The 24,037-nt window shown below is 71.1% G+C and carries 25 protein-coding genes; 11 read left to right on the forward strand and 14 right to left on the reverse strand.

The window, feature by feature from the left end:
- Window positions 1-10 precede the first annotated feature (10 nt).
- Both H4N58_RS16295 and H4N58_RS16300 read left to right on the forward strand, forming a co-directional pair.
- Window positions 11-511: a DinB family protein gene (locus H4N58_RS16295; protein ID WP_167251646.1), complete on the forward strand. Its 501-nt coding sequence runs from the start codon at window positions 11-13 to the stop codon at window positions 509-511.
- Window positions 512-1,492: an aldo/keto reductase gene (locus H4N58_RS16300; protein ID WP_167251645.1), complete on the forward strand. Its 981-nt coding sequence runs from the start codon at window positions 512-514 to the stop codon at window positions 1,490-1,492.
- 1,057 nt (window positions 1,493-2,549) lie between these two features.
- Here H4N58_RS16300 and H4N58_RS16305 read toward each other — a convergent pair.
- The 9 genes from H4N58_RS16305 to glmS all read right to left on the reverse strand — a co-directional run bounded on the left by H4N58_RS16305 (window position 2,550) and on the right by glmS (window position 11,517).
- Entirely contained in the window at window positions 2,550-3,314 is a 765-nt protein-coding gene (locus tag H4N58_RS16305; RefSeq protein ID WP_167251644.1) for a 1-acyl-sn-glycerol-3-phosphate acyltransferase, read from the reverse strand.
- A gap of 59 nt (window positions 3,315-3,373) precedes the next feature.
- Window positions 3,374-3,757: a RidA family protein gene (locus tag H4N58_RS16310; protein WP_139086355.1), complete on the reverse strand. Its 384-nt coding sequence runs from the start codon at window positions 3,755-3,757 to the stop codon at window positions 3,374-3,376.
- Window positions 3,757-4,206: a ribosomal protein S18-alanine N-acetyltransferase gene (gene rimI, locus H4N58_RS16315; protein WP_167005573.1), complete on the reverse strand. Its 450-nt coding sequence runs from the start codon at window positions 4,204-4,206 to the stop codon at window positions 3,757-3,759. The genes H4N58_RS16310 and rimI overlap by 1 nt, the downstream gene beginning before the upstream one ends.
- Window positions 4,203-4,859 carry a tRNA (adenosine(37)-N6)-threonylcarbamoyltransferase complex dimerization subunit type 1 TsaB gene (gene tsaB / locus H4N58_RS16320; protein ID WP_167005576.1) on the reverse strand — a complete coding sequence of 219 codons (657 nt, stop codon included), beginning with the start codon at window positions 4,857-4,859 and terminating at the stop codon, window positions 4,203-4,205. Before tsaB ends, rimI begins: the two co-directional genes overlap by 4 nt.
- A gap of 66 nt (window positions 4,860-4,925) precedes the next feature.
- The gene (gene tsaE, locus H4N58_RS20995) at window positions 4,926-5,975 is read right to left on the reverse strand and encodes a tRNA (adenosine(37)-N6)-threonylcarbamoyltransferase complex ATPase subunit type 1 TsaE (protein ID WP_347878348.1); all 1,050 of its coding nucleotides are present in this window, start codon (window positions 5,973-5,975) and stop codon (window positions 4,926-4,928) included.
- Entirely contained in the window at window positions 5,972-6,985 is a 1,014-nt protein-coding gene (locus H4N58_RS16330; RefSeq protein ID WP_167005579.1) for an alpha/beta fold hydrolase, read from the reverse strand. Before H4N58_RS16330 ends, tsaE begins: the two co-directional genes overlap by 4 nt.
- Before the next feature lie 11 nt (window positions 6,986-6,996).
- Entirely contained in the window at window positions 6,997-8,145 is a 1,149-nt protein-coding gene (gene alr / locus H4N58_RS16335) for an alanine racemase (protein ID WP_167251643.1), read from the reverse strand.
- The gene (locus tag H4N58_RS16340) at window positions 8,142-9,614 is read right to left on the reverse strand and encodes a bifunctional ADP-dependent NAD(P)H-hydrate dehydratase/NAD(P)H-hydrate epimerase (protein ID WP_167251642.1); all 1,473 of its coding nucleotides are present in this window, start codon (window positions 9,612-9,614) and stop codon (window positions 8,142-8,144) included. The genes alr and H4N58_RS16340 overlap by 4 nt, the downstream gene beginning before the upstream one ends.
- Window positions 9,615-9,669: 55 nt before the next feature.
- The gene (glmS, locus tag H4N58_RS16345) at window positions 9,670-11,517 is read right to left on the reverse strand and encodes a glutamine--fructose-6-phosphate transaminase (isomerizing) (RefSeq protein WP_167251641.1); all 1,848 of its coding nucleotides are present in this window, start codon (window positions 11,515-11,517) and stop codon (window positions 9,670-9,672) included.
- A gap of 52 nt (window positions 11,518-11,569) precedes the next feature.
- Here glmS and coaA point away from each other — a divergent pair, with 52 nt between their 5' ends.
- Both coaA and H4N58_RS16355 read left to right on the forward strand, forming a co-directional pair.
- The gene (gene coaA, locus H4N58_RS16350) at window positions 11,570-12,529 is read left to right on the forward strand and encodes a type I pantothenate kinase (RefSeq protein WP_370465451.1); all 960 of its coding nucleotides are present in this window, start codon (window positions 11,570-11,572) and stop codon (window positions 12,527-12,529) included.
- Between the two features lie 51 nt (window positions 12,530-12,580).
- On the forward strand, window positions 12,581-13,462 hold the full coding sequence (locus H4N58_RS16355) for a bile acid:sodium symporter family protein (protein WP_167005591.1): 882 nt from the start codon (window positions 12,581-12,583) through the stop codon (window positions 13,460-13,462).
- Window positions 13,463-13,476: 14 nt separating this feature from the next.
- On the opposite strand, the gene H4N58_RS16360 is transcribed toward H4N58_RS16355, so the two are convergent.
- Genes H4N58_RS16360 through rplM form a run of 4 tightly spaced genes read right to left on the reverse strand, consistent with a single transcriptional unit; the run spans window position 13,477 to window position 16,853 of the window.
- Window positions 13,477-14,466 carry a GNAT family N-acetyltransferase gene (locus tag H4N58_RS16360; protein WP_167251640.1) on the reverse strand — a complete coding sequence of 330 codons (990 nt, stop codon included), beginning with the start codon at window positions 14,464-14,466 and terminating at the stop codon, window positions 13,477-13,479.
- Window positions 14,467-14,518: 52 nt separating this feature from the next.
- Window positions 14,519-15,865 carry a phosphoglucosamine mutase gene (gene glmM / locus H4N58_RS16365; protein ID WP_167251639.1) on the reverse strand — a complete coding sequence of 449 codons (1,347 nt, stop codon included), beginning with the start codon at window positions 15,863-15,865 and terminating at the stop codon, window positions 14,519-14,521.
- A gap of 13 nt (window positions 15,866-15,878) precedes the next feature.
- Window positions 15,879-16,385: a 30S ribosomal protein S9 gene (gene rpsI / locus H4N58_RS16370; protein ID WP_167005600.1), complete on the reverse strand. Its 507-nt coding sequence runs from the start codon at window positions 16,383-16,385 to the stop codon at window positions 15,879-15,881.
- Window positions 16,386-16,409: 24 nt separating this feature from the next.
- Entirely contained in the window at window positions 16,410-16,853 is a 444-nt protein-coding gene (rplM, locus tag H4N58_RS16375; RefSeq protein WP_167005602.1) for a 50S ribosomal protein L13, read from the reverse strand.
- A 392-nt stretch (window positions 16,854-17,245) separates the two neighbouring features.
- On the opposite strand from rplM, the gene H4N58_RS16380 reads away from it, so the two are divergent.
- From H4N58_RS16380 to H4N58_RS16400, 6 genes are all read left to right on the forward strand, one after another.
- Window positions 17,246-18,559 carry a citrate synthase gene (locus H4N58_RS16380; RefSeq protein ID WP_167005604.1) on the forward strand — a complete coding sequence of 438 codons (1,314 nt, stop codon included), beginning with the start codon at window positions 17,246-17,248 and terminating at the stop codon, window positions 18,557-18,559.
- 115 nt (window positions 18,560-18,674) lie between these two features.
- Window positions 18,675-19,541 carry an NADP-dependent oxidoreductase gene (locus H4N58_RS16385; RefSeq protein WP_208322939.1) on the forward strand — a complete coding sequence of 289 codons (867 nt, stop codon included), beginning with the start codon at window positions 18,675-18,677 and terminating at the stop codon, window positions 19,539-19,541.
- A complete protein-coding gene (locus H4N58_RS20460) occupies window positions 19,511-19,756 on the forward strand; it encodes a hypothetical protein (protein WP_208322938.1) in 246 nt (81 codons plus the stop codon). Before H4N58_RS16385 ends, H4N58_RS20460 begins: the two co-directional genes overlap by 31 nt.
- Before the next feature lie 21 nt (window positions 19,757-19,777).
- The gene (gene truA / locus H4N58_RS16390; RefSeq protein WP_167251638.1) at window positions 19,778-20,602 is read left to right on the forward strand and encodes a tRNA pseudouridine(38-40) synthase TruA; all 825 of its coding nucleotides are present in this window, start codon (window positions 19,778-19,780) and stop codon (window positions 20,600-20,602) included.
- A complete protein-coding gene (locus tag H4N58_RS16395; RefSeq protein ID WP_167251636.1) occupies window positions 20,595-21,194 on the forward strand; it encodes a class I SAM-dependent methyltransferase in 600 nt (199 codons plus the stop codon). Before truA ends, H4N58_RS16395 begins: the two co-directional genes overlap by 8 nt.
- Window positions 21,195-21,268: 74 nt before the next feature.
- Window positions 21,269-21,712: a hypothetical protein gene (locus tag H4N58_RS16400; protein WP_167005612.1), complete on the forward strand. Its 444-nt coding sequence runs from the start codon at window positions 21,269-21,271 to the stop codon at window positions 21,710-21,712.
- Here the strand turns inward: H4N58_RS16400 and H4N58_RS16405 are convergent, their stop codons facing one another.
- Window positions 21,713-23,428 carry an ABC-F family ATP-binding cassette domain-containing protein gene (locus H4N58_RS16405; protein ID WP_167005614.1) on the reverse strand — a complete coding sequence of 572 codons (1,716 nt, stop codon included), beginning with the start codon at window positions 23,426-23,428 and terminating at the stop codon, window positions 21,713-21,715.
- Between the two features lie 92 nt (window positions 23,429-23,520).
- Between H4N58_RS16405 and H4N58_RS16410 the strand changes: the two genes are divergently transcribed.
- Window positions 23,521-24,024: an NfeD family protein gene (locus H4N58_RS16410; RefSeq protein ID WP_167005616.1), complete on the forward strand. Its 504-nt coding sequence runs from the start codon at window positions 23,521-23,523 to the stop codon at window positions 24,022-24,024.
- Window positions 24,025-24,037 lie beyond the last annotated feature (13 nt).

Genomic DNA, 24,037 nt, shown 5'->3' on the forward strand with positions numbered 1-24,037 from the left:
GGGTGGACCCATGAGTCGTACAGACGTCCCGACAGCGCCCGACGATCGGACGACAGCGCTGACACTCCTGCGCTACGTGCGAGAGAGCGCGCTCGCCAAGGCCGAGGGCCTTCCCGACGCCCTCGCGCACGCCACACCGCTGGCGACCTCGCCTCTGATGTCGGTCGCGGGCGTGCTCAACCATCTGCGGTGGAACGAGCACTACTGGGTCGAGGTCGTCATCGCGGGCGGCGAGGACCGGGCGCCCTGGTCGGAGGAGCACCCCGACGGCGAGTTCGAGATCGCCGAGCAGATCACGATCGACGAGATCATCACCGGCTACCGTCAGCAGATCGCCGCGTGCGACGCGATCCTCGCCGACCTCGACCTCGACGCCCCGACGGCCAAGCCGCGACGCGACTTCCATCCGAACGTACGCTGGGTCGTCGCGCACCTCATCGAGGAGACCGCGCGCCACAACGGGCACCTGGACATCCTGCGGGAGCTCGCCGACGGAGAGGTGGGTGACTGAATGCGGACACGTCCGCTCGGCCGTAGCGGCCTGATGGTGTCAGTGGTCGGGATCGGGTGCAACGCCTTCGGGTCACGCGTCGACGAAGCCCGCACGAAGGAGGTCGTGCACGCGGCGATCGACGCCGGGGTGACCCTCTTCGACACCGCCGACACGTACGGCCGAGGTGCCAGCGAGGTGCTGGTCGGCCGCGCGCTCGGGGCACGCCGCGGCGACGTCGTGCTCGCGACCAAGGGCGGCATGGACATGGGCGGGGCCAACGGTCCTGACTGGGGCGCCCGGGCGTCACGCCGCTACCTGCGACGGGCGCTGGAGGCGAGCCTGACGCGCCTCGGCACCGACTACGTCGACCTCTACCAGCTCCACACGCCCGACCACGTCACTCCGGTCGAGGAGACGCTGAGCGTGATGGACGACTTCGTGCGCGAGGGCAAGGTGCGTTACGCCGGCTGCTCGAACCTCACCGCTTGGGAGCTCGTCGACGCCGACTGGACCGCTCGCACGTCCGGGACGACCGCGTTCGTGTCGGCGCAGAACGAGTACTCGCTCTACAACCGCTCGGCCGAGGCCGAGCTCGTCCCGGCCTGCGAGGCGCTCGGGGTCGGACTCCTGCCGTACTTCCCGCTGGCGTACGGGCTGCTGACCGGCAAGTACGCTCGCGGCGAGGCGGCCCCCGAAGGCACGAGGCTCGCCGAGGGCACGCAGACGGCGCGACTCGCCGGGGCTGACTGGGACCGCATCGAGGCGCTGGAGGCGTACGCCCGCGAGCGCGGACGCACGATGCTCGAGGTCGCGATCGGTGGTCTCGCCGCACAGCCGGCGGTCGCCAGCGTCATCGCCGGCGTCACGCGGCCCGAGCAGGTCGCGGCGAACGTCGAGGCCGCCGAGTGGGAGCCGACCGAGGACGACCTCGAGGCGCTGGACGCCCTGCGGCCCGCGCCGCTCGGGTCGTACACGACCTTCGCCCCGCGCCGCCGCTGACTCAGCGGTGAGCCGTACGAGGCACCCGCGGGTTGTCCACAGGCGGTTCGGCACGCGTGTGCCGAACCGCGGCAGGATCTCGCCATGGAATCGCTCAAGCGGCTCGCCCGATGCAACGGCGGGTCGTTCACCGCCAGCGCCGCGCGCGACCTCGGCGACGAATCCCGCGAGCTCGGCATGCTCCTCCAGCGTGATCAGCTCGTACGCCCGCGGCGAGGGGTGTTCGCGATCGCGGCGGAGCATCGCGCCCTGTCGGGCGCTCCCAGACGCAAGATCGCCTCTCGACCTTCCCGACGGCGACCTCGACCTCGACGTCTCCCACGTCGGTCGGGTCGGCGGTGCGACGAGCCGACGGCGCAACCGCATCCAGATCCACCGCGAGGTGCTCGCCGAGACCGATGTCGAGGCGGTTGACGGCGTGGCGACAGCCCGCGCGGACCTCGCTGTCGCCCAGGTGATGACCTGCCGCCCGCTCGCGGTGCGAGCCGTCATCGCTTCCGCGTGGCTCGCCTCGTGCCACAGCGAGGCACGTCGCCGCAGCATGGTCGAGGAGTTCGACGAGGCCTCGCTCAAGGCCGTTCTGACCGCACGGCTCGACGGGTTCGGGCGGCGGGCGGGCATCCGTACGGCGCGGAGCGCACTCGAGGTCGCAGACGCCCGCTGCGAGAGCGTCGCCGAGGTGCTCGTGATGCTGACCTGCTGGCAGTACGCCGTGCCCCGGCCGGACACCCAGCACTGGATCGGGCTGCCGGACGACCGCTGGGCCGAGGTCGACTTCTTCTGGCCGGACGTCCAGATGGTGCTGGAGTTCGACGGGAAGGGCAAGTATGGCGACGAGCGGGACCCCGACGGACAGGTGATCCGGAGCGGGAAGCAGAAGCTGTGGGCGGAGAAGCGGCGCGAGGACGCCTTGCGCAGACTGGGCTATCACGTCGTACGGATCACGTGGACCGACGTGCTGCCGCACAACCGCAAGCGGACCGCCGCCCGGCTCCTGCACGAGCGAGAGGTCGCAACACGCTACCTACGGCGACGCTGGGTCGTACGAGAGGGGCGGTCAGTCGTCGTTCGCGACCTTTGCGGCCTTGCGGGCGGCGCGCGCGGCGCGCTCGTCGACGTCGAGCTGCGCGGCTTCTTCGAGCGTCGGCGCCGTGCCGCCGAACCGGGCCGGAGCCCACCACTGCCCTTCGGTCGCGTCCGGGTATGCCGCGACCGCCTCGTCGAGCAGCGCCTGGAGCGCCCGGTGAAGCTGTTCGGTCTCCGCGACGGGATCGGCTCCGGTCGGGTACAGCGGCTCGCCGACGCGGATCTGGATGGGCAGCCCTCGCGGCAGCGACAGCTTGTGCCCCTTCGTCATGATCCGCTGCGTCCCGAACAGCACGACCGGGATCAGCGGGACACCGGCCTGGGCGGCGATGCGCGGTGCGCCCGACTTGACCTCTTTGATCTCGAACGAGCGGCTGATCGTGGCCTCGGGGAAGATGCCGACGATCTCGCCGCGACGGCAGTAGTCGACGGCGGCGTCGAGCGACTCGGCACCTGAGGCGCGGTCGACCGGGATGTGGTGCATGGTCCGGAGCACGCGACCACCGATCGGATGGTCGAACGCCTCCTTCTTGGCCATGAAGCGCACCAGGCGGCCCCGACGCTCGGCAGGGAAACCGGCGAGGACGAAGTCGGCGAAGCCGATGTGGTTCGACGCGAGGACCGCGCCGCCCTCGCGAGGGATGTTCTCGGTGCCGGTCATCCGGACCTTCCAGCCGCGGAGCCGGAAGAGGGTCTTGGCCGTCGCGATGATCGGCGGGTAGGTGAGGTCGCGCATCCGGCAACCCTACCGAGCGTACGGTTCCGTAGGTTCAGCCTACCCAGCCCGCGGTCCGGTCAGCGCCCTTCGGCGTACGCGTCGATCTCGACCTCGACCAGGTGGTCCGGATGCATCAGGCGGTTGACCTCGAGCATCGACGCCGCCGGCGGCGTCGCTCCGAACAGCTCGCGGTGCGCGCGTCCGACCTCGTCGGCGTCGGTGATGTCGATGACGTACATGCGGGTCCGCACCACGTGCTGCGAGTCGAGCCCGCAGCGCCGCAGGGCGTCCATCGCGATCCCGAACGCCACCATCGTCTGCACGTACGGGTCACCGACGCCGATCACCGTCCCGTTCACGGTCGCCGTGGTCCCGGCGATCGCGACGTGCGGTCCGTACGCGACCGCACGCGCATAGCCGTACTTGTCCTCCCACGGCGTACCTGAGGCCACGCGGTACATCAGCCGTCCCTCCGGGTCACCACGGCACGCTGCATCACGACGGCGTCCGCGCCCGACCGGTAGTAGTGCGGCCGCGTCGCGATCGCGACGAAGCCTCCCGCTTCGTACAGCCCGATCGCCGCCGCGTTGTCCGCCGCGACCTCGAGCAGCACCCGCTCCGCACCCCGTCGAGCGGACTCGTCGAGCAGCGCCGCCAACAGGCGCCGTCCGACTCCCCGTCTGCGCGTGCGTGGCACGACCGCGATCCGTGCCACGTCCGCCGTGTCTCCCGTGACCATGAGGCTGGCGTAGCCCACGACACGTCCTTCGTCCTCCGCGACGACGACGTGGCGGGTGTCGCCCGCGACCTCGTCGGTGACCTGCGCGCGAGACCAGGCATCGGCGCCGAACGCCTCCTGCTCGAGCAACGCCAGCGCCTCGGCGTCATCCGGCGCGCCGGGTCGGATCACGCCGAGGCGCGCTTCCGCTCGGCGGCGGGCGTGGCGTCAGGGCGCCGGAGGTAGAGAGGCTCCGTCCCGATCTCGACGGCTGTGCCCGAAGCGATCATCGAGGCGAGCACGCCGGCGTCCGGATCAGGAGGACCGTCCACACGGTGGAGCAGGTCGGCGTAGAGGTCGGCGCCGCGTCCAAGGACGGGCATCGAGGCGGGGAGACGCACCGCGAGGTCGGCGGGACGCAGCACGTCCGGGTCGCCGACCCGCTCACCGCTGGGCGTGTACTCGGCCCAGTAGACCTCCTTGCGGCGGGCGTCGGTCGCCACCGCGAAGGCCTCCCCCACCACTGCGCGATCGACCGCCTGGGCCGCGATCACGTCGAGTGAGCAGACGCCGTGAAGCCTCGCGCCCAGCGAGACCGCGAGCGTACGGGCGGTGACCACGCCGACGCGCAGGCCGGTGAACGGGCCAGGGCCGACACCGACGGCGATGTCGGTGATCTCGCGACGATCGGCGCCCGCGGTCGCCAGCACCTCGGCGATCGCCGGAGCCAGCAGCTCGCCGTGGCTCATCGCGCCGGGCTGCGACACGGCCGCGAGCACGGCAGACCCGTCGTGCAACGCGACGGAGGTCGCCGGGGCGGCGGTATCGAGGGCGAGGATCAGCATCGTGGCAAGGGTACGCCCTGGGCGGCGGGTCTCACAGGGGTGGCGTGCGGCGTGATCACGGGGGCTTCAGGCCATCGCCTCGCCCAGCCCGCGGGCCTGCACGGAGTGGGTGATCGCATCAGGTTCGAGCAACGTGGAGCGCAGCGGGACCCGGGCCCAGCGTGCGCCGTGCGGCTTGACGGTCACGAGGCGTACGTCGTGGTCCGTGGCGTCGTCACGCTCGGGCGCCTCGGCGCCGAGCGGGTCGAGCACGGTCGCGGCGCGGCGCTCGAGGCGCACCTCGAGCCAGGAGTCGCTGAGGTCTTCCGCCATGCCCTCGCCCCACTCGACGACCGTCACCGAGTCCTCGGTGGCAGTGTCGAGGTCGAGGTCGTCGAGCTCGAGCGCGCCGCCGAGACGGTAGGCGTCGACGTGGACCAGCGGCGGCCCGTCCCCGAGGTTGGGGTGGGTGCGGGCGAGGACGAACGTCGGGGACGTCACTGGCCCTCGTACGCCCAGCCCGTCGCCGATCCCCTGCGTCAGCGTGGTCTTGCCAGCGCCGAGCCCGCCCGACATGACGATCACGTCGCCCGGGCGCAGCAGCGTGGCGAGTCTCGCGCCGAAGTCGTGGGCGTCGTCGGCGGTCGGCAGCTCACGGGCGAGCCACAGCGGCTTGCCGAACTCGAGGGTCGTCCCGTCGCGGCGCACCGGGAAGTAGCGCCGCCGCGCCCAGAACGTCACGTTCTCGGGGAGCTCCTCACGGACGTCGAGCCACACGCCGTCGAGGCCCCGCTCCTCCGCAGTGTCCTCGGCGACGCCGACCATCGCCGAGGCGACGCCGCGATCCTGGTGGTCGGGGTCGACCGAGACCCGCCGGAAGCCGAGCAGCCCGGGCCGGGACGCGTCGTACAGCATCGCTCCGATCGGCTTTCCTCGGCGCTCGACGAGCAACCCGCCGGCCTGCTCGAGCGCGGCACGCACCGACTCGATGGTCTCTGTCATCGCGGTCGACGGGGGGTCGAGGGTGGGACGCGCTCCGAACGAGCGGCGGATCACCGACAGCACGTCCGCCGCGCGGTCGGGCGTCGCGTCGAAGACGTTGAGGGCGTGGAAGTTCGGGTAGGTCGTGCCGTTCACGCGCTCTCCCAGAGGCTCTCGATCGCCGCGGTCACGTCCTCGTGGCGTTCGAGCATCATCATGTGGCCCGCGCCTTCCAGGACGAGCAGCTCGGAACCGTCGATCAGCTCGGCCAGCCGCCGTGAGTGCCGCATCGGAGTGAGCTTGTCCTTCGTGCCGCCCATGACGACCGTGCGCTTGCCGGGCAGCACCGGCAGCGCGCCGTACAGGTCGAGGTCGACGAAGTTGCCGGCGAAGTCCCACAGCGCCTTCGACCGCGACCGCGCGATCATCTCGTCGGTCATGTCGGCGTACTTGGCCGGCGAGTCCGGTCCGACCGCGAACATCCGCATCACAGGGAAGGAGTCGAGCCGGCGCGCCTGATCGAGCAGCGGACCGAACCGCGGCAGCCACGGCTGCAGCCGCGCCAACGGGAGGGTGGGATGGATCAGGTCGCCGGCGCTCGTCCCCATCAGGACGACCCCGACGACCCGGTCGCGGACGAGGTCGCCGTACTGCGCGGCGAACGACATCACGGTCATCGCCCCCATAGAGTGGCCGACGAGGACGAGCGGGCCGGTCGGCGCGACGGCGTCGACGACCGACTTCAGGTCGTCTCCGAGCTGGTCGAGCGTGCACGTCTCGAGCGTCGCGTCACCGGAGCTGCCGTGCTCGCGCTGATCGTAGAAGACCATCCGGGCTCGGCCGCGCAGCGCCGCGCGCTGATAGTGCCAGCAGTCGAGGTCGAGCACCCAGCCGTGCGCGAAGACGATCGTCGGGGCCCCCTCGGCCGCGTACGCCGCCGGGTCGGCCGGCTCCTCGATCTCGACGTGCAACGGGACGCCGTCGGTCGCCATGACGGTGACCTCGGGCGCGTGGAGCGTCCCGAACTCCATCGCGTCACCGCGCCTGGCCCTGCGCCGAGCACGCCTGCGGTCGGTGGCGACGCGCGCCGCCGCGGCGGTGGCGCCGGCGGCGGCGAGGGTCCCCGCGGTGACAGCCGCGTACGTCCCGAGCCTGCGCCAGTCCATCGTGCCTCCTGTCAGCCCCCGCTGCCGGTGGTCTTAGGGATCGCGCCGACATGGCGGCGAGCGATCCTCCCCCCCAGCCTAGTGACGACCTCGTAGCCGATCGTCGACGCGGCCTCGGCCCAGTCCTCGGCGAGCGGCTCGCCGCGCCGCCCGGAACCGAACAGCACGACCTCTTCCCCGCGGCTCGCCGGGGTGTCGCCCAGATCGAGCACGATCTGGTCCATGCACACCCGTCCGGCCACCGGCACGAGCTCGCCGTTGACCAGCGCGGACGCCCGGTTGGACGCTGCCCGCAGGATGCCGTCGCCGTACCCGACGGGGATCAGGCCGAGCGTCGTCTCACGCTTGGTCACGTAGGTGTGGCCGTACGAGACGCCGGTGCCGGGAGGCACCCGTCGGACGAGGGCGAGCGCGGTCCGCAGCGTCATCACCGGCGTGAGCCCGAGCTGTGCGGGCGTCCCGAGCGCAGGGCCGGGGCTGAGCCCGTACGACGCGATCCCGACCCGCACGGCGTCGAGGTGGGCGCTCGGACGGGTGAGGGCCGCGGCGGAGTTCGCGAGGTGACGCAGAGGACGCTCGACATCGAACGAGGAGAGCTCGTCGACCGCCTCGGTGAAGGCGTGCTCCTGGGCACCGTTGACCGGGCTGGCGGGCTCGTCGGCGCAGGCGAAGTGCGAGAAGATCCCGGCGATCTCGATCCGACCGGCGCGCTGCGCGGCGGCGGCCGCGTCGAGGAGCGCCGTGAGCTCGGCGCCACGGACCCCGCCGCGCGCCATGCCGGTGTCGACCTTGAGGTGGACCCGCGGCCGCGCCGAGGCACTGGCCGCGAGCACGGCGTCGAGCTGCTCGACCGAGCCGGCGGCCATGTCGACTCCCGCGTCGATCGCGGGAGCGAGGTCGGCTCCGGCGGGGTTGAGCCAGGCCAGCAGCGGGCCCGTGTCGCCGGCGCGCCGCAGCGTGCGGGCCTCCTCGATGGTCGCGACCCCCAACCACTCGGCACCGGCCTCGCGGGCGGCGGCGCTGACCTCGATCGCGCCGTGCCCGTACGCGTCGGCCTTGACGACGGCCATCTGCGCGGCGTTCGGCGCGGCCTCGCGCAGGCGTGCGAGGTTGGCGCGGTAGGCGTCGAGGTCGACGAGCGCCTCGGCGGGAGCGCTCACCGGTCCCTCCAGTCCCGTACCTGCGACTCGGTGAGCGTCCCGTTGCGCCACGCGGCGATCACTCCCGGGACCGCATCGGCGACACGGGTGGCCGTGACCGGCCCACCGCCCGAGGCTGCCACGGCCGCGGCGCCGTGCACGAACGCGGCGAGCGAGCCGGCGTCACGAGGATGGGCGCCGGCCGCGAGGAACGAGCCCGCGAGCCCGGCGAGCACGTCTCCCGCACCGGCGGTGGCCAGCCACGGGGTGCCGGAGAGGTTCACCCGGGTCGGCGAGCCAGGGTACGCGACGAGGGTGCGGGCGCCCTTGAGCAGCACGGTCGCTCCCCAGCGCTCGGCAGCACGCGTGGCGTGGCCGAGCGGATCGGCCACGACGTCGGAGCGGGTGACGTCGAGCATCCGGGCCAGCTCGCCGGCGTGCGGCGTGAGCAGCGCGGGGACGGGGAGCCGCTCGGGGAGGTGGGCGAGCGCATCCGCGTCGACCACCACGGGCACCTCGTCCTCCAGCGCCATCGCGAGCCGGTCGGCCGCGTCGTCTCCCCCACCCGAGCCGACGACCCAAGCCTGGACGCGCCCGCGCGCTGCGGGATCGGTGTGAGCGACGACTTCCGGGCAGCGGTCCACGATCCGCGCCGCGAGCGAGGGTTCGGCGACGAAGCGCACCATGCCGGCGATCCCGGCCTGGGCGCCGCGCACGCACAGCTGGGCGGCCCCGGCGTACGCGGCGGACCCGGCGGCGACGCCGACGACACCGCGTGTGTACTTCTGCGTGGGCTGCTCTCCCCGCTCGTCCAGCGTCGGCCGGAGGATCGCGAGCAGCAGCTGGTTGTCGCCCGCCGTGAGCGCCTCGACCGAAGGCGGCGGCAAGAACGGGCCGAGCCCGATGTCGACGAGCCGCGGGAGCGCCCCACGCACCGCCCGGGTCGCCGCCGGGTCGACGAGCAGCGCGTTCTTGTAGGTGCCGAACGTACAGGTGGCATCGGCGGCGATGTACGAGCCGGGCAGGGTCGCACCGTCGACCTCGACGCCGCTGGGCACGTCGACCGCGATCACGAACGGGCGTTCAGCGGCGAGGACGTCGCGCCACGCGTCGGCAGGCGCGCGCAGCCCGGGCGAGCCACCGATGCCGACGATCCCGTCGACGACCACCGCGAAGCCGCGGGGCGAGTCGACGAAGCGGCAGCCCGCGGCCTGCGCGGCCTGGGCCCCCGGCCCGTGCACCCGCGACGGGTCGGCGAGCGCCACCGCCACGTACCGCTCGCGTGCCAGCTCGGCTGCCGCGAAGAGGGCGTCACCGCCGTTGTCCCCTGTGCCGACGAGGAAGACGACCGGTGAGCTGCCCGGGGCGACCTCGCGGACGTACGCGGCCAGGCCGGCGGCGGCCCAGCGCATGAGGGAGCCCGGCGGGACCTGCGCCATGAGCGCGGCCTCGGCGGCACGGACGTCGGCGACGGTGTGCGCATAGAGCATGTCAGCACTCTCCCACGGTGGGACCCGCGACGACCGCGACGGCCGTCGACCCCCGCTACTCGACCGTGACGGACTTGGCGAGGTTGCGGGGCTGGTCCACGTCGTGCCCGAGCGCCGAGGCCAGCTCCGCGGCGAAGAGCTGCAGGGGGACGGTCGCGAGGACTGGCTGCAGCAGCGTCGGAGCCTTCGGCAGCCGGATCACGAAGTCGGCGTATGCGTCGATCGAGGAGTCACCCTCCTCGACGAGGACGACGGTGCGGGCGCCACGGGCGCGGATCTCCTGGATGTTGCTCACGACCTTCTCGTGGAGCTGGTCGCGTCCCCGGGGCGGCACGACGACGAACACGGGGAGCCCCGGCTCGATGACGGCGATCGGACCGTGCTTGAGCTCACCGGCCGCGAAGCCCTCCGCGTGGAGGTAGGCCAGCTCCTTGAGCTTGAGGGCACCCTCCAACGCCACCGGGTAGCCGACGTGGCGGCCGAGGAAGAGGAACGTCCGGTGCCCGACGAGGTCGCGGGCGAGCGTGCGGACCTCGCCGGCGCGGTCCAGCAGCGCCTGGACGCCCGCCGGGAGCTTCTCGAGCTCGGCGACGGTCGAGGCGATCTCGTCCCCGAACTTCGTCCCCCGGACCTGGGCGAGGTAGAGCCCGAGCACGTAGCAGGCGACGAGCTGGGTCAGGAAGCCCTTCGTGGAGGCCACCCCGATCTCCGGACCTGCGTGGGTGTAGATCACGGCGTCCGACTCGCGCGGGATCGTCGAGCCGTTGGTGTTGCAGATCGCGAGCACCTTCGAGCCCTGCTGACGTGCGTGGCGGATCGCCTGCAGGGTGTCGGCGGTCTCGCCGGACTGGCTGATCGCCACCACCAGCGTCGACCTGCCGACGATCGGGTCGCGGTAGCGGAATTCCGAGGCCAGCTCGACCTCGCAGGGAACACGCGTCCAGTGCTCGATCGCGTACTTCGCGACCATGCCGGCGTAGAACGACGTGCCGCAGGCGATGATGATGACCTTGTCGACGGCGCGCAGCTCATCGTCGGAGAGCCGCATCTCGTCGAGCACCAGCCGGCCCTGGGCGTCATGGCGTCCGAGCAGGGTGTCGGCGACGGCGCGTGGCTGCTCGTCGATCTCCTTGAGCATGAACCACTCGTAGCCGCCCTTCTCGGCGGCAGACGCGTCCCAGTCGACGTGGTACTCGGTGACCGGCGACGGGCTGCCGTCGAAGTCGATGACGTCGATGCCGTCGCGCGAGATGGTCACGACCTGGTCCTGGCCCAGCTCGACGGCCGAACGCGTGAACTCGATGAAGGCCGAGACGTCGGAGGCGAGGAAGTTCTCGCCGTCCCCACGCCCGGCGACCAGCGGCGAGTTGCGGCGCGCACCGACGACGCGGTCGGGATCGGCTCCGTCGGCGACGACCAGCGTGAACGCGCCCTCGAGGCGGCCGCACACGCGGCGTACGGCCTCGGTGAGGTCGGGGGCGTCGCCCCGCAGCTCGCGGTCCAGGAGGTGGGTCACGGTCTCGGTGTCGGTGTCAGAGACGAACTCGTAGCCGTCCGCCTCGAGCTCGGTACGCAAGTCGGCGAAGTTCTCGATGATGCCGTTGTGGACCACGGCGACCCGACGGTCGCCCGAGACGTGCGGGTGGGCGTTGCGGTCGCTCGGCGGGCCGTGCGTGGCCCAGCGGGTGTGGCCGATGCCGGTGGTCGAGATCGGGAGCGGGTGCTCCGCGAGCTCCTTGTCCAGGTTCGCGAGCTTGCCGACCTTCTTCGACGACGCGATCGCACCGTCGACGACCAGCGCCACCCCGGTGGAGTCGTACCCCCGATACTCCAGTCGTCGCAGCCCACCGAGCACGACGTCAAGGGCCGAGCGCTCACCGACATAACCCACGATTCCACACATGATCTCCAGGGTACCGACAGGTCCCGCGGGGCCGACGGCAACAATGGGCAACATGTCGGTCACGCAGCCGGGCTCCAGCGACACCTCGCCGTACGTCGAGCTCGAACGACGTGCCTGGGCGGATCTCGCCGGTGACGCGCCCCAACCGCTCACCCAGACCGAGATCGACAAGGTACGCGGTCTCGGCGACGAGCTGGACCTCGAGGAGGTCCGCCAGGTCTACGTGCCCCTCGCACGCCTGATCAGCATGCGGGTCCGGTACGCGGGTGAGCTCTACCGCTCGACGGAGGCGTTCCTGCGCCGCCCCCAGCCGCAGCGGACGCCGTACGTCATCGGGATCGCCGGCTCCGTCGCAGTCGGCAAGTCGACGACGGCGCGGCTCCTGCGCGAGCTGCTGGCCAAGGACGACGCACACAGCAACGTGTCGCTCGTCACCACCGACGGCTTCCTGCTGCCCAACGCCGAGCTCGAGCGCCGTGGGCTGCTGGAGCGCAAAGGGTTCCCCGAGTCGTACGACCGCAAGGCGCTGCTGCGTTTCGTGATGGCCGTGAAGTCCGGACGCGAGGTCGTCGAGGCCCCGGTCTACTCCCACCTCACGTATGACGTCACCGACGAGGTGGTCACCCTCAACCGGCCCGACGTGGTCCTCATCGAGGGCCTCAACGTCCTCCAGCCGGCCCGCACCCGCGGCGACGGACGCCCCGGTCTCGCGATCAGCGACTTCTTCGACTTCTCGGTGTACGTGGACGCAGCACGCAAGGACATCCGCCGCTGGTACGCCGAACGCTTCCTGCGGCTGCGCGAGACCGCGTTCCGCAACCCGGACTCCTACTTCGTCCGCTACGGCGCGCTCGACGAGGAGCAGGCGATGGCGCAGGCGGCGCTGCTGTGGGACTCGATCAACGGGCCCAATCTCAAGGACAACATCGAGCCGACACGGGGCCGCGCGACCTTGGTGCTGCGCAAGGACGCGGACCACTCCGTGCGCTGGATCCGTCTGCGCAAGCTCTGAGACCAGCCCCGCCCTCGCGGTGTGATACATCTCACCCCTAGGGTGTCCGCCATGGACTCCGCGCTCAGCACCGTCGGGCTACCGATCGCCCTCGGCATCATCATGTTCGGCCTCGGCCTCTCGCTGACGATCGACGACTTCCGCCGGGTCGGTCGTCACCCCCGTGCCGTCGTGGTCGCCCTGTCGTGCCAGCTCCTGCTGCTACCGGCCCTCTGCTTCGGCCTGGTCCTGCTGTTCGACCTCCCACCGCTGCTCGCCGTCGGCATGATGCTGCTAGCCGCGTCGCCGGGCGGGACGAGCGCCAACCTCTACAGCCACCTGTTCCGGGGCGATGTCGCGCTCAACGTCTCGCTGACGGCGATCAACTCGATCATCGCGATCGTGTCACTGCCCCTGATCACAAACCTCGCCATCGCCTACTTCGACGCCGACAACACGGTGTCCCTGCAGTTCACGAAGGTCCTCGAGGTCTTCGCGATCGTCCTCCTGCCGGTCGCGCTCGGCATGCTCGTGCACGGGGTGCGCCCTGCGTTCGCCGGGCGGATGGACAAGCCGGTCCGCATCGCCTCAGCGGTGATCCTCGCCGTGCTCGTGATCGGCATCCTCGTCGACCAGCGCGAGAACGTCGGTGACTACGCCGCCAAGATCGGTGCCGTCACCGCCCTCTTCTGCGTGCTCAGCCTCGCCGTCGGTTATCTCGTCCCCCGCTGGGCCGGGGTCACCGAGCGCCAGGCGATCGCGTCGTCGTTCGAGATCGGCGTCCACAACGCGACGCTCGCAATCTACGTGGCCGTCGAGGTCCTCGACGAGACCGAGATCTCGATCCCCGGCGCGATGTATGGGCTCGTGATGTTCTTCATCGCCGCAGCGTGGGGCGTCGTGCTGACGCGCTATCTCGTCCGCGACCGGGCGTCCGCCGCCGTCGACGCCTGAGGATCCCCGCCAGGTCACAGGTCGCAGCGGAACGCGCCGGTGCAGGCGACGAGCCGGAAGCCCATCGTCTCGTTCACCGCGATCATCGGCGCGTTTTCCGCGGCGTTCCAGGTGTGGAGCAGCGACCGGTCGCCGAGCGCCGGCGTGGCCGCGCGCAGGTTGCGCACCTTCATCACGAGGCCCAGGCGGTGGCCGCGGTGCGCGGGAAGCACCAGCGTGTCCCACTGGAACGCGTTCACTGGGTCGGTCCCCGGCACCACGATCTGGCTGTGCCCGACGACCGTGCCGTCCTCCTGGACGGCGACGGTGGTGACCGACGTGCGCTGCTGCGCGGCGAACTCTCGCTCCTCGTGCCGGACCCGGTCAGGCGGGAAGTCCTCGGCCTCCCACCCCATCTCCCCCGACGGCGCCTCGACGGCCATCACCGAGCGCAGCGCGGCATACGCGTCCACCACATCCTCAGGGACCGGGCCGACCCACGTCCGCAGCGCGTACGACGCGTGGTGCGGCGCTGCGCGTGTCGCGAGCCGAGCGAGATGCTCGTCGTCGGCGGGCAGGTCGAGCACCCGCTGCGCCTCGACGATCCCCAGCCGGAATCCGTGCACCCGCAGCAGCTCCGCGTCAGGGCTGCCGGACTCCTCGGGTGCCCAGCGCGCCTCAGCCTCCAGCCGCGAGCGCCCGGCGAGGCGGGTGCGGTGCTTGAGGTCCTCGACGAAGGATCCGGCCTCGGCGCGCCGCCGCGGGTCGATACGGAGGTCTGCCCACACGCTGTCGGTGTTGTCCCGCAGCGACAGCTCCAGCTCCGCCGTGGCCACCACCGCGCCGTCGTCCGCGCGCGCCCACACATACCGACGCTCGACCCACGGGTCGCTCAGCCGAGCACGGACCCTGGTCTCCTCAAGGGTCCAGACCAGGTCGTACGGGTCGGAGACCACCCGCGCCTGGTGAGCGTGGAACGCCTCCAGCGCGGCGTCGTCGAACGGGTCGACCTCCTCGATGCGCACCCCACCACCGTAGGCGGACAGCAGCACGAGGCGCGCGGCAATTTCGGCGACGTCAGAGCGCGAGCGCTTTGCCGACGACTGCCGCCAGCTGCCGCGCCACCTCGTCGGCCTTGGCGCTCGTGGCGGCCTCGACCATCACGCGGACGAGCGGCTCGGTGCCGGAGGGGCGCAGGAGCACCCGCCCGGACCCGTCCAGCTCGGCCGTCGCCGCGGCCACCGCGGCTGCGACGTCGACGTCGGTGGTCGCGCGAGACTTGTCGACGCCGGGAACGTTCACGAGGACCTGCGGGAGCCGCCGCATGACGGCCGCGAGATCAGCGAGGGTGCGGCCCGAGGACACGAGGCGAGCGGCGATCGAGAGCGCGGTAAGGACGCCGTCACCAGTCGTCGCGTGGTCGCTCATGATGACGTGCCCCGACTGCTCGCCACCGAGGTTGAAGCCGCTGGCACGCATCGCCTCGAGCACATAGCGATCACCGACCGCCGTCTGCACGACGGTGACACCTGCGGCGTCCATCGCCTGCACGAAGCCGAGGTTGGACATCACGGTCGCCACCACGGTGTCGTTGACGAGCCGCCCCTGCTCCTTGAGCGTGAGGGCGAGGATGGCGAGGATCTGGTCCCCGTCGACGAGCTCGCCGGACGCGTCCACGGCGAGGCAGCGGTCGGCGTCCCCGTCGAAGGCGAAGCCAGCGTCAGCACTGCTCTCGATGACCACCCGCTGCAGTGCCTCGGGGTGAGTGGACCCGCACCCCTCGTTGATGTTGAGGCCGTCGGGCTCGGCATGGATCGCCACGACCTCGGCCCCGAGCTCGCGGAACGCCTGGGGGCCGACCTCGCTCGCCGCGCCGTTCGCGCAGTCGAGGACGATACGGAGCCCGTCGAGGCGCTGGCCGACCGCCTGCACCAGATGGCGCTCGTACGTGCGCAGCGCCGTCGGGCTGTCGCCGATACGGCCCACAGCGGCACCGGTCGGGCGCTGCCAGGGCTGTTCGAGGGTGCGCTCGATGACGTCCTCGAGGGCGTCGTCGAGCTTGAGCCCCCCGCGCGCCAGGAACTTGATGCCGTTGTCGGGCATCGGGTTGTGGCTCGCGGAGATCATGACGCCCATGTCCGCGGCGAGCGCGGACGTCAGATAGGCGGCTCCCGGGGTCGGCACCACACCGAGCCGGTGCACGTCGACCCCCGCAGACGCAAGGCCCGCGACCACCGCGGCCTCGAGAAACTCTCCCGAGGCGCGAGGATCGCGAGCCACGACTGCGGTCGGCCTCTGATCGGCGAAGGCACCCGTCTCACCCAGCACGTGGGCTGCTGCCACAGCCAGGTCGACAGCGAGCTCTGCGGTGAGGTCGGTGTTCGCGACCCCCCGGACGCCGTCGGTTCCGAAGATCCGACCCAAGGCCCTGCCGCCGTCAGCGCTTGCTGTACTGAGGCGCCTTGCGGGCCTTCTTGAGGCCAGCCTTCTTGCGCTCCTTGGCGCGGGCGTCACGCGTGAGCAGCCCGGCCTTCTTGAGGGTGGCGCGGTTCGACTCCTCGTCGACCGCGTTCAGCGCGCGGGCCACGCCGAGGCGCAGCGCGCCGGCCTGACCGGTCATGCCGCCACCCGAGACGCGAGCGATCACGTCGAAGCTCTCACCGAGACCGGTGCTTGCGAAGGCCTCCTTGGCGATCTGCTGGTGCAGCTTGTTGGGGAGGTACTCCTCGAGCGGCTTGCCGTTGACCGTCCATGCGCCGGTGCCGGGCACGAGGCGGACGCGAGCGACGGCCTCCTTGCGACGGCCGGTGGCAGCAGAGGGCGCGATGATCGACGAACGTGCCGCCGACTCCGCACTCGGAGCGGTCTCGGAGGTGTAAGCAACGCCCTCGGCGTTGGCGGCGAACTCGTCGGTCTCGACGGTCTCGGTGCTGGACTCAGCCACGTTGATCCTCACTACTTCCTGGGCCTACTGGGCGATCTGCTTGATATCGAAGGTCTTCGGCTGCTGCGCGGAGTGCGGGTGCTCCGGGCCGGCGTAGACCTTCAGCTTGCTCATGAGCGCGCGGCCGAGGCGGTTCTTGGGGATCATGCCCCAGACTGCCTTCTCGATGGCCTTGCGCGGGTCCTTGTCAAGCAGGTCGCCGTACGCGATCTGCTTCAGACCACCCGGGTAGCCACTGTGGCGGTAGGCGAGCTTGTCCTCGCGCTTGTTGCCCGAGAGGGCGACCTTCTCCGCGTTGACGATGATGACGAAGTCACCGTTGTCGATGTGCGGAGCGAACGTGGGCTTGTGCTTGCCGCGAAGCAGGGTCGCTGTCTGGACGGCAAGTCGTCCGAGCACCACGTCTTCTGCGTCGATGACGTGCCACTGGCGGTCGACGTCACCAGGCTTCGGGCTGTACGTGCGCACGCTGTTCTACCTTCGTATGGATGGGGACTGGTGGTGTGCCTGCGCACGGTCCGAAAAGACCTGCAGGCACAACGACGTACAAGAATACCCAGCCGTCACACGCTCGGTCAAAACGGCCCCTCCAGGGAGGGTTCGCAACCGCGATCCCTCCCGTCGGGTCCGACCGACCAGACGGCGGCACGCCGTACGCCGGACGTGCCACCTCCAGGGTACCCTCGAGCCCCAAGCACCCGACGCCCGAGGCCCTGTTCCGGGACCTGTTGACGGACCCGGATGCACGCACCCTTGCGCGAAGCAATAAGTTAGAGGGGGTCCGATACACCCCCGAGGACCCCGATTCGAGCTGCGTACCAGCACAGGGTGCGCACGCCACGGCGCAAGGAGACCTCCTCGTGACAGACGCCACGCCCTCGGCTGATGGCCAGACCCTGACCGTCCGCGACGACCGGACCGGCAAGGAGTACGTGCTCCCGATCGTCGACGGGACGATCCGGGCGAGCGACCTCGGCAAGATCCGGGTCAGCGACGACGAGCCCGGGATCGCCTCGTACGACCCCGGCTTCACCAACACCGCCAGCACTCGCTCGGCCGTCACCTTCATCGACGGCGAGAAGGGGATCCTGGAGTACCGGGGCTACCCGATCGAGCAGCTGGCCGAGAAGTCGTCGTTCCTCGAGGTCGCCTACCTGCTGATCAACGGTGACCTGCCGTCCAAGGAGCAGTACGACTCCTGGGTGCACGACATCACGTTCCACACCTTCGTGCACGAGAACATCAAGTCGCTCATGCAGGGCTTCCGCTACGACGCGCACCCGATGGGCATGCTGCTCTCGGCGGTCGGTGGCCTCTCGACGTTCTACCCCGAGGCCCGCAACATCCACGACGCGGAGACGCGCCACCTCCAGATCGTCCGCATGATCGCCAAGATGCCGACACTGGGTGCCTGGTCGTTCCGTCACGCGCAGGGCAAGCCCTACGTCTACCCCGACAACGACCTGTCGTACGCCGAGAACTTCCTCGCGATGCTGTTCAAGATGAGCGAGGCGAAGTACGAGGCCGATCCGCGTCTCGTCAAGGCGCTCGAGGTGCTCTTCATCCTCCACGCCGACCACGAGCAGAACTGCTCGACGAACGCGGTGCGCTCGGTCGGCTCGAGCCAGGTCGACCCCTACTCGGCGGTCTCGGCCGGCATCGGCGCGCTCTACGGCCCGCTGCACGGTGGCGCCAACGAGGCCGTCCTCAAGATGCTGCGCCGCATCGGCGACGTGAGCAACGTCCCCGCCTTCATCGAGGGTGTCAAGGCCGGCAACGAGCGGCTGATGGGCTTCGGCCACCGGGTCTACAAGAACTACGACCCGCGCGCCACGATCATCAAGAAGGCGACCGACGACGTCTTCGAGGTCACCGGGGTCAACCCGCTCCTCAAGATCGCCGTCGAGCTGGAGAAGATCGCGCTCGAGGACGAGTACTTCGTCAAGCGCAAGCTCTACCCCAACGTCGACTTCTACTCGGGCCTCATCTACGAGGCGCTGCAGTTCCCGCCGGAGATGTTCACCGTGCTGTTCGCGATCCCGCGCACGGCCGGCTGGCTGGCACAGTGGCTCGAGCTGGTCAACGACTCGGAGCAGAAGATCGCCCGCCCGAAGCAGATCTACACCGGCGAGCGCGGTCTGGTCTTCCCGTCGAGCAGCGAGCGCTGGGCCTGAGCGTCCACGCCGTCCACGACGTCCACGAAGGGCGCCTCCCGCACGTCGGGGGGCGCCCTTCGGCGTCTCTCCCGCCCGCCTACAGTGGCGTGAGCCACCGGCCTAGGAGGAGTCGATGACCGAGACGTCCACAAGCAAGCCCGCGAGCACAGGCCCGTACGCGAGCCGCCAGGTACGCCTGCGCGAGCGCCCGGTCGGCTACCCCGGCCCGCAGACCTGGGACCTCACGACAACCGACCTGCCGGAGCCCGGGCCCGGTGAGCTCGTCGTCGCCGTCAGCCACGTCTCGCTCGACCCCGCGATGCGCGGCTGGCTGAACGACGTCAGGTCGTACGTCCCGCCGGTCGGCATCGGCGAGGTGATGCGTGCGGGCGCCGCCGGCACCGTCGTCGCGTCCCAGCACCCCTCGTACGCGGTGGGTGACACCGTCACCGGCAGTTTCGGCGTCACCGAGTACGCCCTCTCCGACGGCGAGGGGCTCGTCCTCGTCGACCCCGCCGTCGCCGGCACGCCGACGTGGCTCGGGGCCCTCGGGATGCCGGGGATGACGGCGTACTTCGGGCTGCTCGACGTCGGCCGCGCGAGCGCCGGCGACACCGTGCTCGTCTCCGGTGCCGCGGGCGCCGTCGGCAGCATCGTCGGGCAGATCGCGAAGGCCCTGGGCTGCACCGTCATCGGCATCGCCGGCGGCGCAGACAAGTGCGACTGGCTGACCTCGATCGGCTTCGACGCCGTGATCGACTACAAGGCTGTGCACGATTCAAAGCCTGTGAACGTCCTCAAGCGACTGCGTGACGTCGCTCCCGACGGGATCGACGTCTTCTTCGACAACGTCGGCGGCGACACCCTCGACGCCGGGCTGGCCAACCTGCGCCGCGGCGCGCGCGTCGTGATCTGCGGTGCGATCTCGGGTACAACGAGACCACGCTCCCGCCGGGGCCGAGCCGCTACATGTCGCTGCTCGTCTTCCGGGCGTCGATGACCGGGTTCGTCGTGTTCGACTACGAGGACCGCTACTCCGAGGCCCGCGAGCAGATCGGCCGCTGGATCGCCGACGGCACGGTCGTGGCCCGCGAGACCGTTCTTGCTGGAGGGGTCGAGGCGTTCCCGGAGGCACTGCTCGGGCTCTATGCGGGAGTGAACACCGGCAAGCTGGTGCTCGAGGTCGGCGCACCCACCGCCGACGTCACGGGTTGACGCGCTCGATAGGTTGATCAGGTGCGCTGGAGACTCGACCTCGCCTATGACGGTGCGGCCTACCGTGGCTGGGCCACCCAACCCGGGCTCCCCTCGGTGCAGCAGTCGATCGAGGACGCGCTCACGCTCGTCCTCCGACTCGACGAGCCGGCACGCCTGACGGTGGCCGGACGGACGGACACCGGCGTCCACGCCCGCGGGCAGGTCGTGCACGTCGACCTCCCCGACGACGTCGAGACCGACGAGACCCACCTGGTCCGTCGCCTCGACCGGGTGCTCCCCGACGACATCGTCGTCCGGTCGGCGCGCCTGGCGCCCGTGGGGTTCGACGCACGCTTCTCGGCGCTGCGGCGCCGCTACGTCTATCGCATCTGGGACGGCCCCACCGGGCCCGACCCGCTGCTCCGCAACCATGTCGTCCACCACCACAAGCCACTCGACATCTCGGCGATGAACGACGCAGCCGTCGGCATCCTCGGCGAGCACGACTTCGCCGCGTTCTGCCGTCGCAGGGAGGGCGCGAGCACGATCCGCAGCCTCATCCAGCTGACGACGCGACGCACCGACACCGGCATCGTCGAGACGACCGTGGTCGCCGACGCGTTCTGCCACTCGATGGTGCGCTCGCTCATGGGCGCACTCACCGCCGTCGGCGAAGGACGCAACGAGCCTGCCTGGATGACGAGGGTCCTCAAGGCCAAGGTCCGCGACTCCCGGGTCAAGGTGATGCCCGCACACGGACTCACCCTCGAGGAGGTCGTCTACCCGGCCGACTCGCAGCTGGCCGACCGCGCCCAGGAGAGCCGCCAGTTCCGCGGGACCATCGAAAGCCCCGAGGATGACTGAGCACTACTTCGACGCGTCTCCCTCGGGCCCCGAGGAGCGCCGCGACGTCCGCGCGCGGATCTGGGACCACGACTACGTCTTCACCACCGCTGCCGGGGTCTTCGCGCGCGACGGGCTCGACAAGGCGACGGCGGTGCTGCTGAAGACGTTCGACCCTCCCGACCATGCGAGCACGGTGCTCGACCTGGGGTGCGGGTGGGGACCGATCGCGTGCGCCGTGGCCGCGGAGGTCCCGGGGTGCACGGTGCACGCCGTCGACACCAACGCCCGCGCGTTGACGCTGACCCGCGACAACGCGGCGCGTGCGGGGGTCGCCGACCGTGTCGTCGCGTCCCTTCCCAGCGACGTGCCGGCCACGGTGACCTTCGACGAGATCTGGTCCAACCCGCCGATCCGGATCGGCAAGGAGGCGCTCCACGCGCTGCTCCTCACCTGGCTCCCCCGGCTCGCCGAGGACGGCGTCGCTCGCCTGGTGGTCGGCAAGAACCTCGGTGCCGACTCCCTCGCCCGCTGGCTCGCCGACCAGGGCTGGCCGACCGAGAAGGCCGCGAGCGCCAAGGGTTTCCGGGTGCTCCTCGTACGCCGCGGCTGAGCTCAGGACCGCCTCGGACGAAGGCCTGTGGATAAGCTCCGCGGCGTCGCGCACGATCGCGGCAGGCTTGGGCCATGAGCGATCCCACCTTCCCCTCCCCCGACGACCCGATGCCCGACCAGCGTGCGCTCCACGAGCGGTGGTGCGCCTTGATGGGTGAGCTCGGCTTCTCCCGCCGCGCCCTGTGGCTCGCCTGCGTCGATGTCGACCGCCGCATGGTGCCGCCCCTCGTCAAGATCGACGAGTGCCCGACCTCCCCCGACCCCGCCGGCGTCCGCCAGCTCCTCGCACAGGCGCGCAGCCTCGTCGACGACGGCGCGCCCGACGGATCGCTCGCCGTCCTGCTGACGCGTCCTGGGCGGGCGGGGATCACCGAGGACGACCGCGCATGGGCCCGCGCGCTGCTCGACGCCGGCCGCTTCGTCCGCCTGCCCCTCGAGGTGCTGCACCTCGCCACCGACGAGGCTCTCGTCGCGCTGGCGCCCGACGACCTCGCGCACGCGCGCCGTACGGCCTGATCAGCGCTCGCGCGCGACCCGACCCTCGTCCCACACCGGCTCGTCGCTCTCGTAGACCGTGCCGTCCTCCCCGAACACGAGGAACCGGTCGAACCGGCGTGCGAACCATCGGTCGTGGGTCACCGCGAGGACGGTCCCGTCGAATGCTTCCAAGCCGTCCTCGAGCGCCTCCGCCGACTCGACGTCGAGGTTGTCGGTCGGCTCGTCAAGCAGGAGCAGCGTCGCCCCTGAGAGCTCGAGCAGCAGGATCTGGAAGCGGGCCTGCTGACCGCCCGAGAGCGAGTCGAAGGTCTGCTCGGAAGAGCGGGCCAGGCCGTAGCGGTCCAGCTTGCGGGCCGCCTCTTCGCGTCCCATCCCGCGACGCCCGATCCCCCGCGCATCGACCTCGCCTCGGTGCAGGATCTCGAGCAGGGTGCGGCCGACGAGCTCGGGATGGGTGTGGGTCTGCACGAAAAGCCCCGGCCTCACACGGGCGCCCAGACGCGCCAACCCGGTGTGAGCGACGGACGCGACCGCGTCGCCGTCCGACCCGGCGACCGGCGCATGCTCGATGTCGGGCCGGGTGCCTCCGGCCGCGAGCAGGCGCAGGAAGTGCGACTTGCCCGACCCGTTCGATCCGAGCACGGCGACCCGCTCCCCGTACCAGACCTCGAGGTCGAAGGGCCGCATGAGTCCGGTGAGCTCCAGGTCCTCGCAGACCACCGCGCGCTTGCCCGTACGACCACCGGTCAGGCGCATCGCGACGTTCTGCTCGTGCGGGACCTCCTCCGGCGGGCCCGCCTCCTCGAACTTGCGCAGCCGCGTCTGAGCCGCCCGATAGCGCGCGGCCATGTCGGAGTTGTACGCCGCCTTGTTCTTGTACATGAGCATCAGCTCGCGCAGCTTGTGGTGCTCCTCGTCCCAGCGCCTGCGCTGCTCTTCGAGCCGGGCGAAACGGGCCGCGCGCGCCTCGTGGTAGGTCGCGAACCCGCCGGGGTGCGTCCACGTCGTGCTCCCGGCCGCCCCCAGCTCGAGCGCCACGATCCGGGTCGCGGTGTTCGCGAGCAGGGCGCGGTCGTGGCTCACGTACAGCACCGTCTTCTGGGTGGCGTCGAGCTGGCTCTCGAGCCACTGCTTGCCGGGCACGTCGAGATAGTTGTCAGGCTCGTCGAGGAGCAGCACCTCGTCGGGGCCGCGGAGCAGACCCTCGAGCACGAGGCGCTTCTGCTCGCCGCCGGACATCGTGGACAGGTCGCGCCACTTCGCCCGCTCGTACGAGATCCCCAGCGCGGCGGTGCAGCAGGCGTCCCAGGTGACCTCGACCTCGTAGCCACCGGCGTCGGCGTACTCGGCGAGAGCAGATGCGTAGCGCATCTGGGTCGCCTCGTCGTCGTGCTCCATGAGTGCCAGCTCCACCTCGTCGAGGCGCGCGGCGGCAAGGCGCACGCGCGGCGGCGCGACGGAGAGGAGCAGCTCGCGCACGGTCTCGAGGTGGGAGCCGTCGGGGTGTCGCGTCACCATCTGGCGCATCACCCCCAGACCACCGCTGCGCGCGACGGTACCGGCGTGCGGCGTGATCTCGCCGGTGATGATCTTCATCAGCGTCGTCTTGCCCGCGCCGTTGGCCCCGACGAGCGCCACGACGGCACCGTCCCCGACCCGGAACGAGACGTCGTCCAGCAGGACTCTCCCGTCTGGGAGGTCGTAGCGGATTCCGGACAGATCGACGTGGGTCACGTCCCCCAGTGTCCGCTCTCCGTCAAGCCGGTATCCACGATCCCCCATGCACTACGCTCCAGCGAAGCCCCCGACGTACGGAGTCCCTCGACGTGACCGTCTACGTGATCCTCGGCCTGCTCGGCCTCGCGCTGCTCGCGGTGTCCCTGCTGGTCGGCGACCTGTTCGACGGGCTCACCGACGGGCTGCCGGGCGACGTCTTTTCGAGCGCCGTCATCGGTGGCTTCGTCGCCGCCTTCGGCTTCGGCGGCGCCCTGGCCGACGGGCTGGGGCTCCGGCTCCTCGTCAGTCTTCCCGTCGCCGTCGTCTCCGGTGTCCTCGTGGCCTGGTTCGCCGGATGGCTGACCGGGCTGGTGCGAGGCGGCGGGAGCGATGCGACGCCGTCGGTCGCCGACAGCATCGGCCGCAGCGGGCGCATCGTGTCCGAGGTCCCCGCCGACGGCTACGGGCTCGTCCGGGTCGCCGTCGGCGGCCACACCCTCCAGCTCAACGCCCGCTCCGTGCGCCCATTGGACGCCGGCGCCGAGGTCCACATCACCGAAGTCCTGTCGCCGACGGCAGTCATCGTGGCCCCCGTGTGGGACGAGATCGCCTAACCCTTCCCGAAAG

Source organism: Mumia sp. ZJ1417, assembly GCF_014127285.1.
In the GTDB taxonomy this organism is placed as follows: domain Bacteria; phylum Actinomycetota; class Actinomycetes; order Propionibacteriales; family Nocardioidaceae; genus Mumia.

Excerpts from the sequence above, each read along its gene's own strand:
- H4N58_RS16395 (WP_167251636.1), top strand. The coding sequence starts at position 20,595 with ATGACTGAGCACTACTTCGACGCGTCTCCCTCGGGCCCCGAGGAGCGC.
- H4N58_RS16330 (WP_167005579.1), bottom strand. The coding sequence starts at position 6,985 with ATGGACTGGCGCAGGCTCGGGACGTACGCGGCTGTCACCGCGGGGACC.
- H4N58_RS16305 (WP_167251644.1), bottom strand. The coding sequence starts at position 3,314 with ATGCGCGACCTCACCTACCCGCCGATCATCGCGACGGCCAAGACCCTC.
- H4N58_RS16340 (WP_167251642.1), bottom strand. The coding sequence starts at position 9,614 with ATGCTCTATGCGCACACCGTCGCCGACGTCCGTGCCGCCGAGGCCGCG.
- tsaB (WP_167005576.1), bottom strand. The coding sequence starts at position 4,859 with ATGCTGATCCTCGCCCTCGATACCGCCGCCCCGGCGACCTCCGTCGCG.
- H4N58_RS16300 (WP_167251645.1), top strand. The coding sequence starts at position 512 with ATGCGGACACGTCCGCTCGGCCGTAGCGGCCTGATGGTGTCAGTGGTC.
- H4N58_RS16310 (WP_139086355.1), bottom strand. The coding sequence starts at position 3,757 with ATGTACCGCGTGGCCTCAGGTACGCCGTGGGAGGACAAGTACGGCTAT.
- glmS (WP_167251641.1), bottom strand. The coding sequence starts at position 11,517 with ATGTGTGGAATCGTGGGTTATGTCGGTGAGCGCTCGGCCCTTGACGTC.
- H4N58_RS20460 (WP_208322938.1), top strand. The coding sequence starts at position 19,511 with ATGTCGCTGCTCGTCTTCCGGGCGTCGATGACCGGGTTCGTCGTGTTC.
- H4N58_RS16295 (WP_167251646.1), top strand. The coding sequence starts at position 11 with ATGAGTCGTACAGACGTCCCGACAGCGCCCGACGATCGGACGACAGCG.
- H4N58_RS16385 (WP_208322939.1), top strand. The coding sequence starts at position 18,675 with ATGACCGAGACGTCCACAAGCAAGCCCGCGAGCACAGGCCCGTACGCG.
- H4N58_RS16355 (WP_167005591.1), top strand. The coding sequence starts at position 12,581 with ATGGACTCCGCGCTCAGCACCGTCGGGCTACCGATCGCCCTCGGCATC.
- coaA (WP_370465451.1), top strand. The coding sequence starts at position 11,570 with ATGTCGGTCACGCAGCCGGGCTCCAGCGACACCTCGCCGTACGTCGAG.
- H4N58_RS16400 (WP_167005612.1), top strand. The coding sequence starts at position 21,269 with ATGAGCGATCCCACCTTCCCCTCCCCCGACGACCCGATGCCCGACCAG.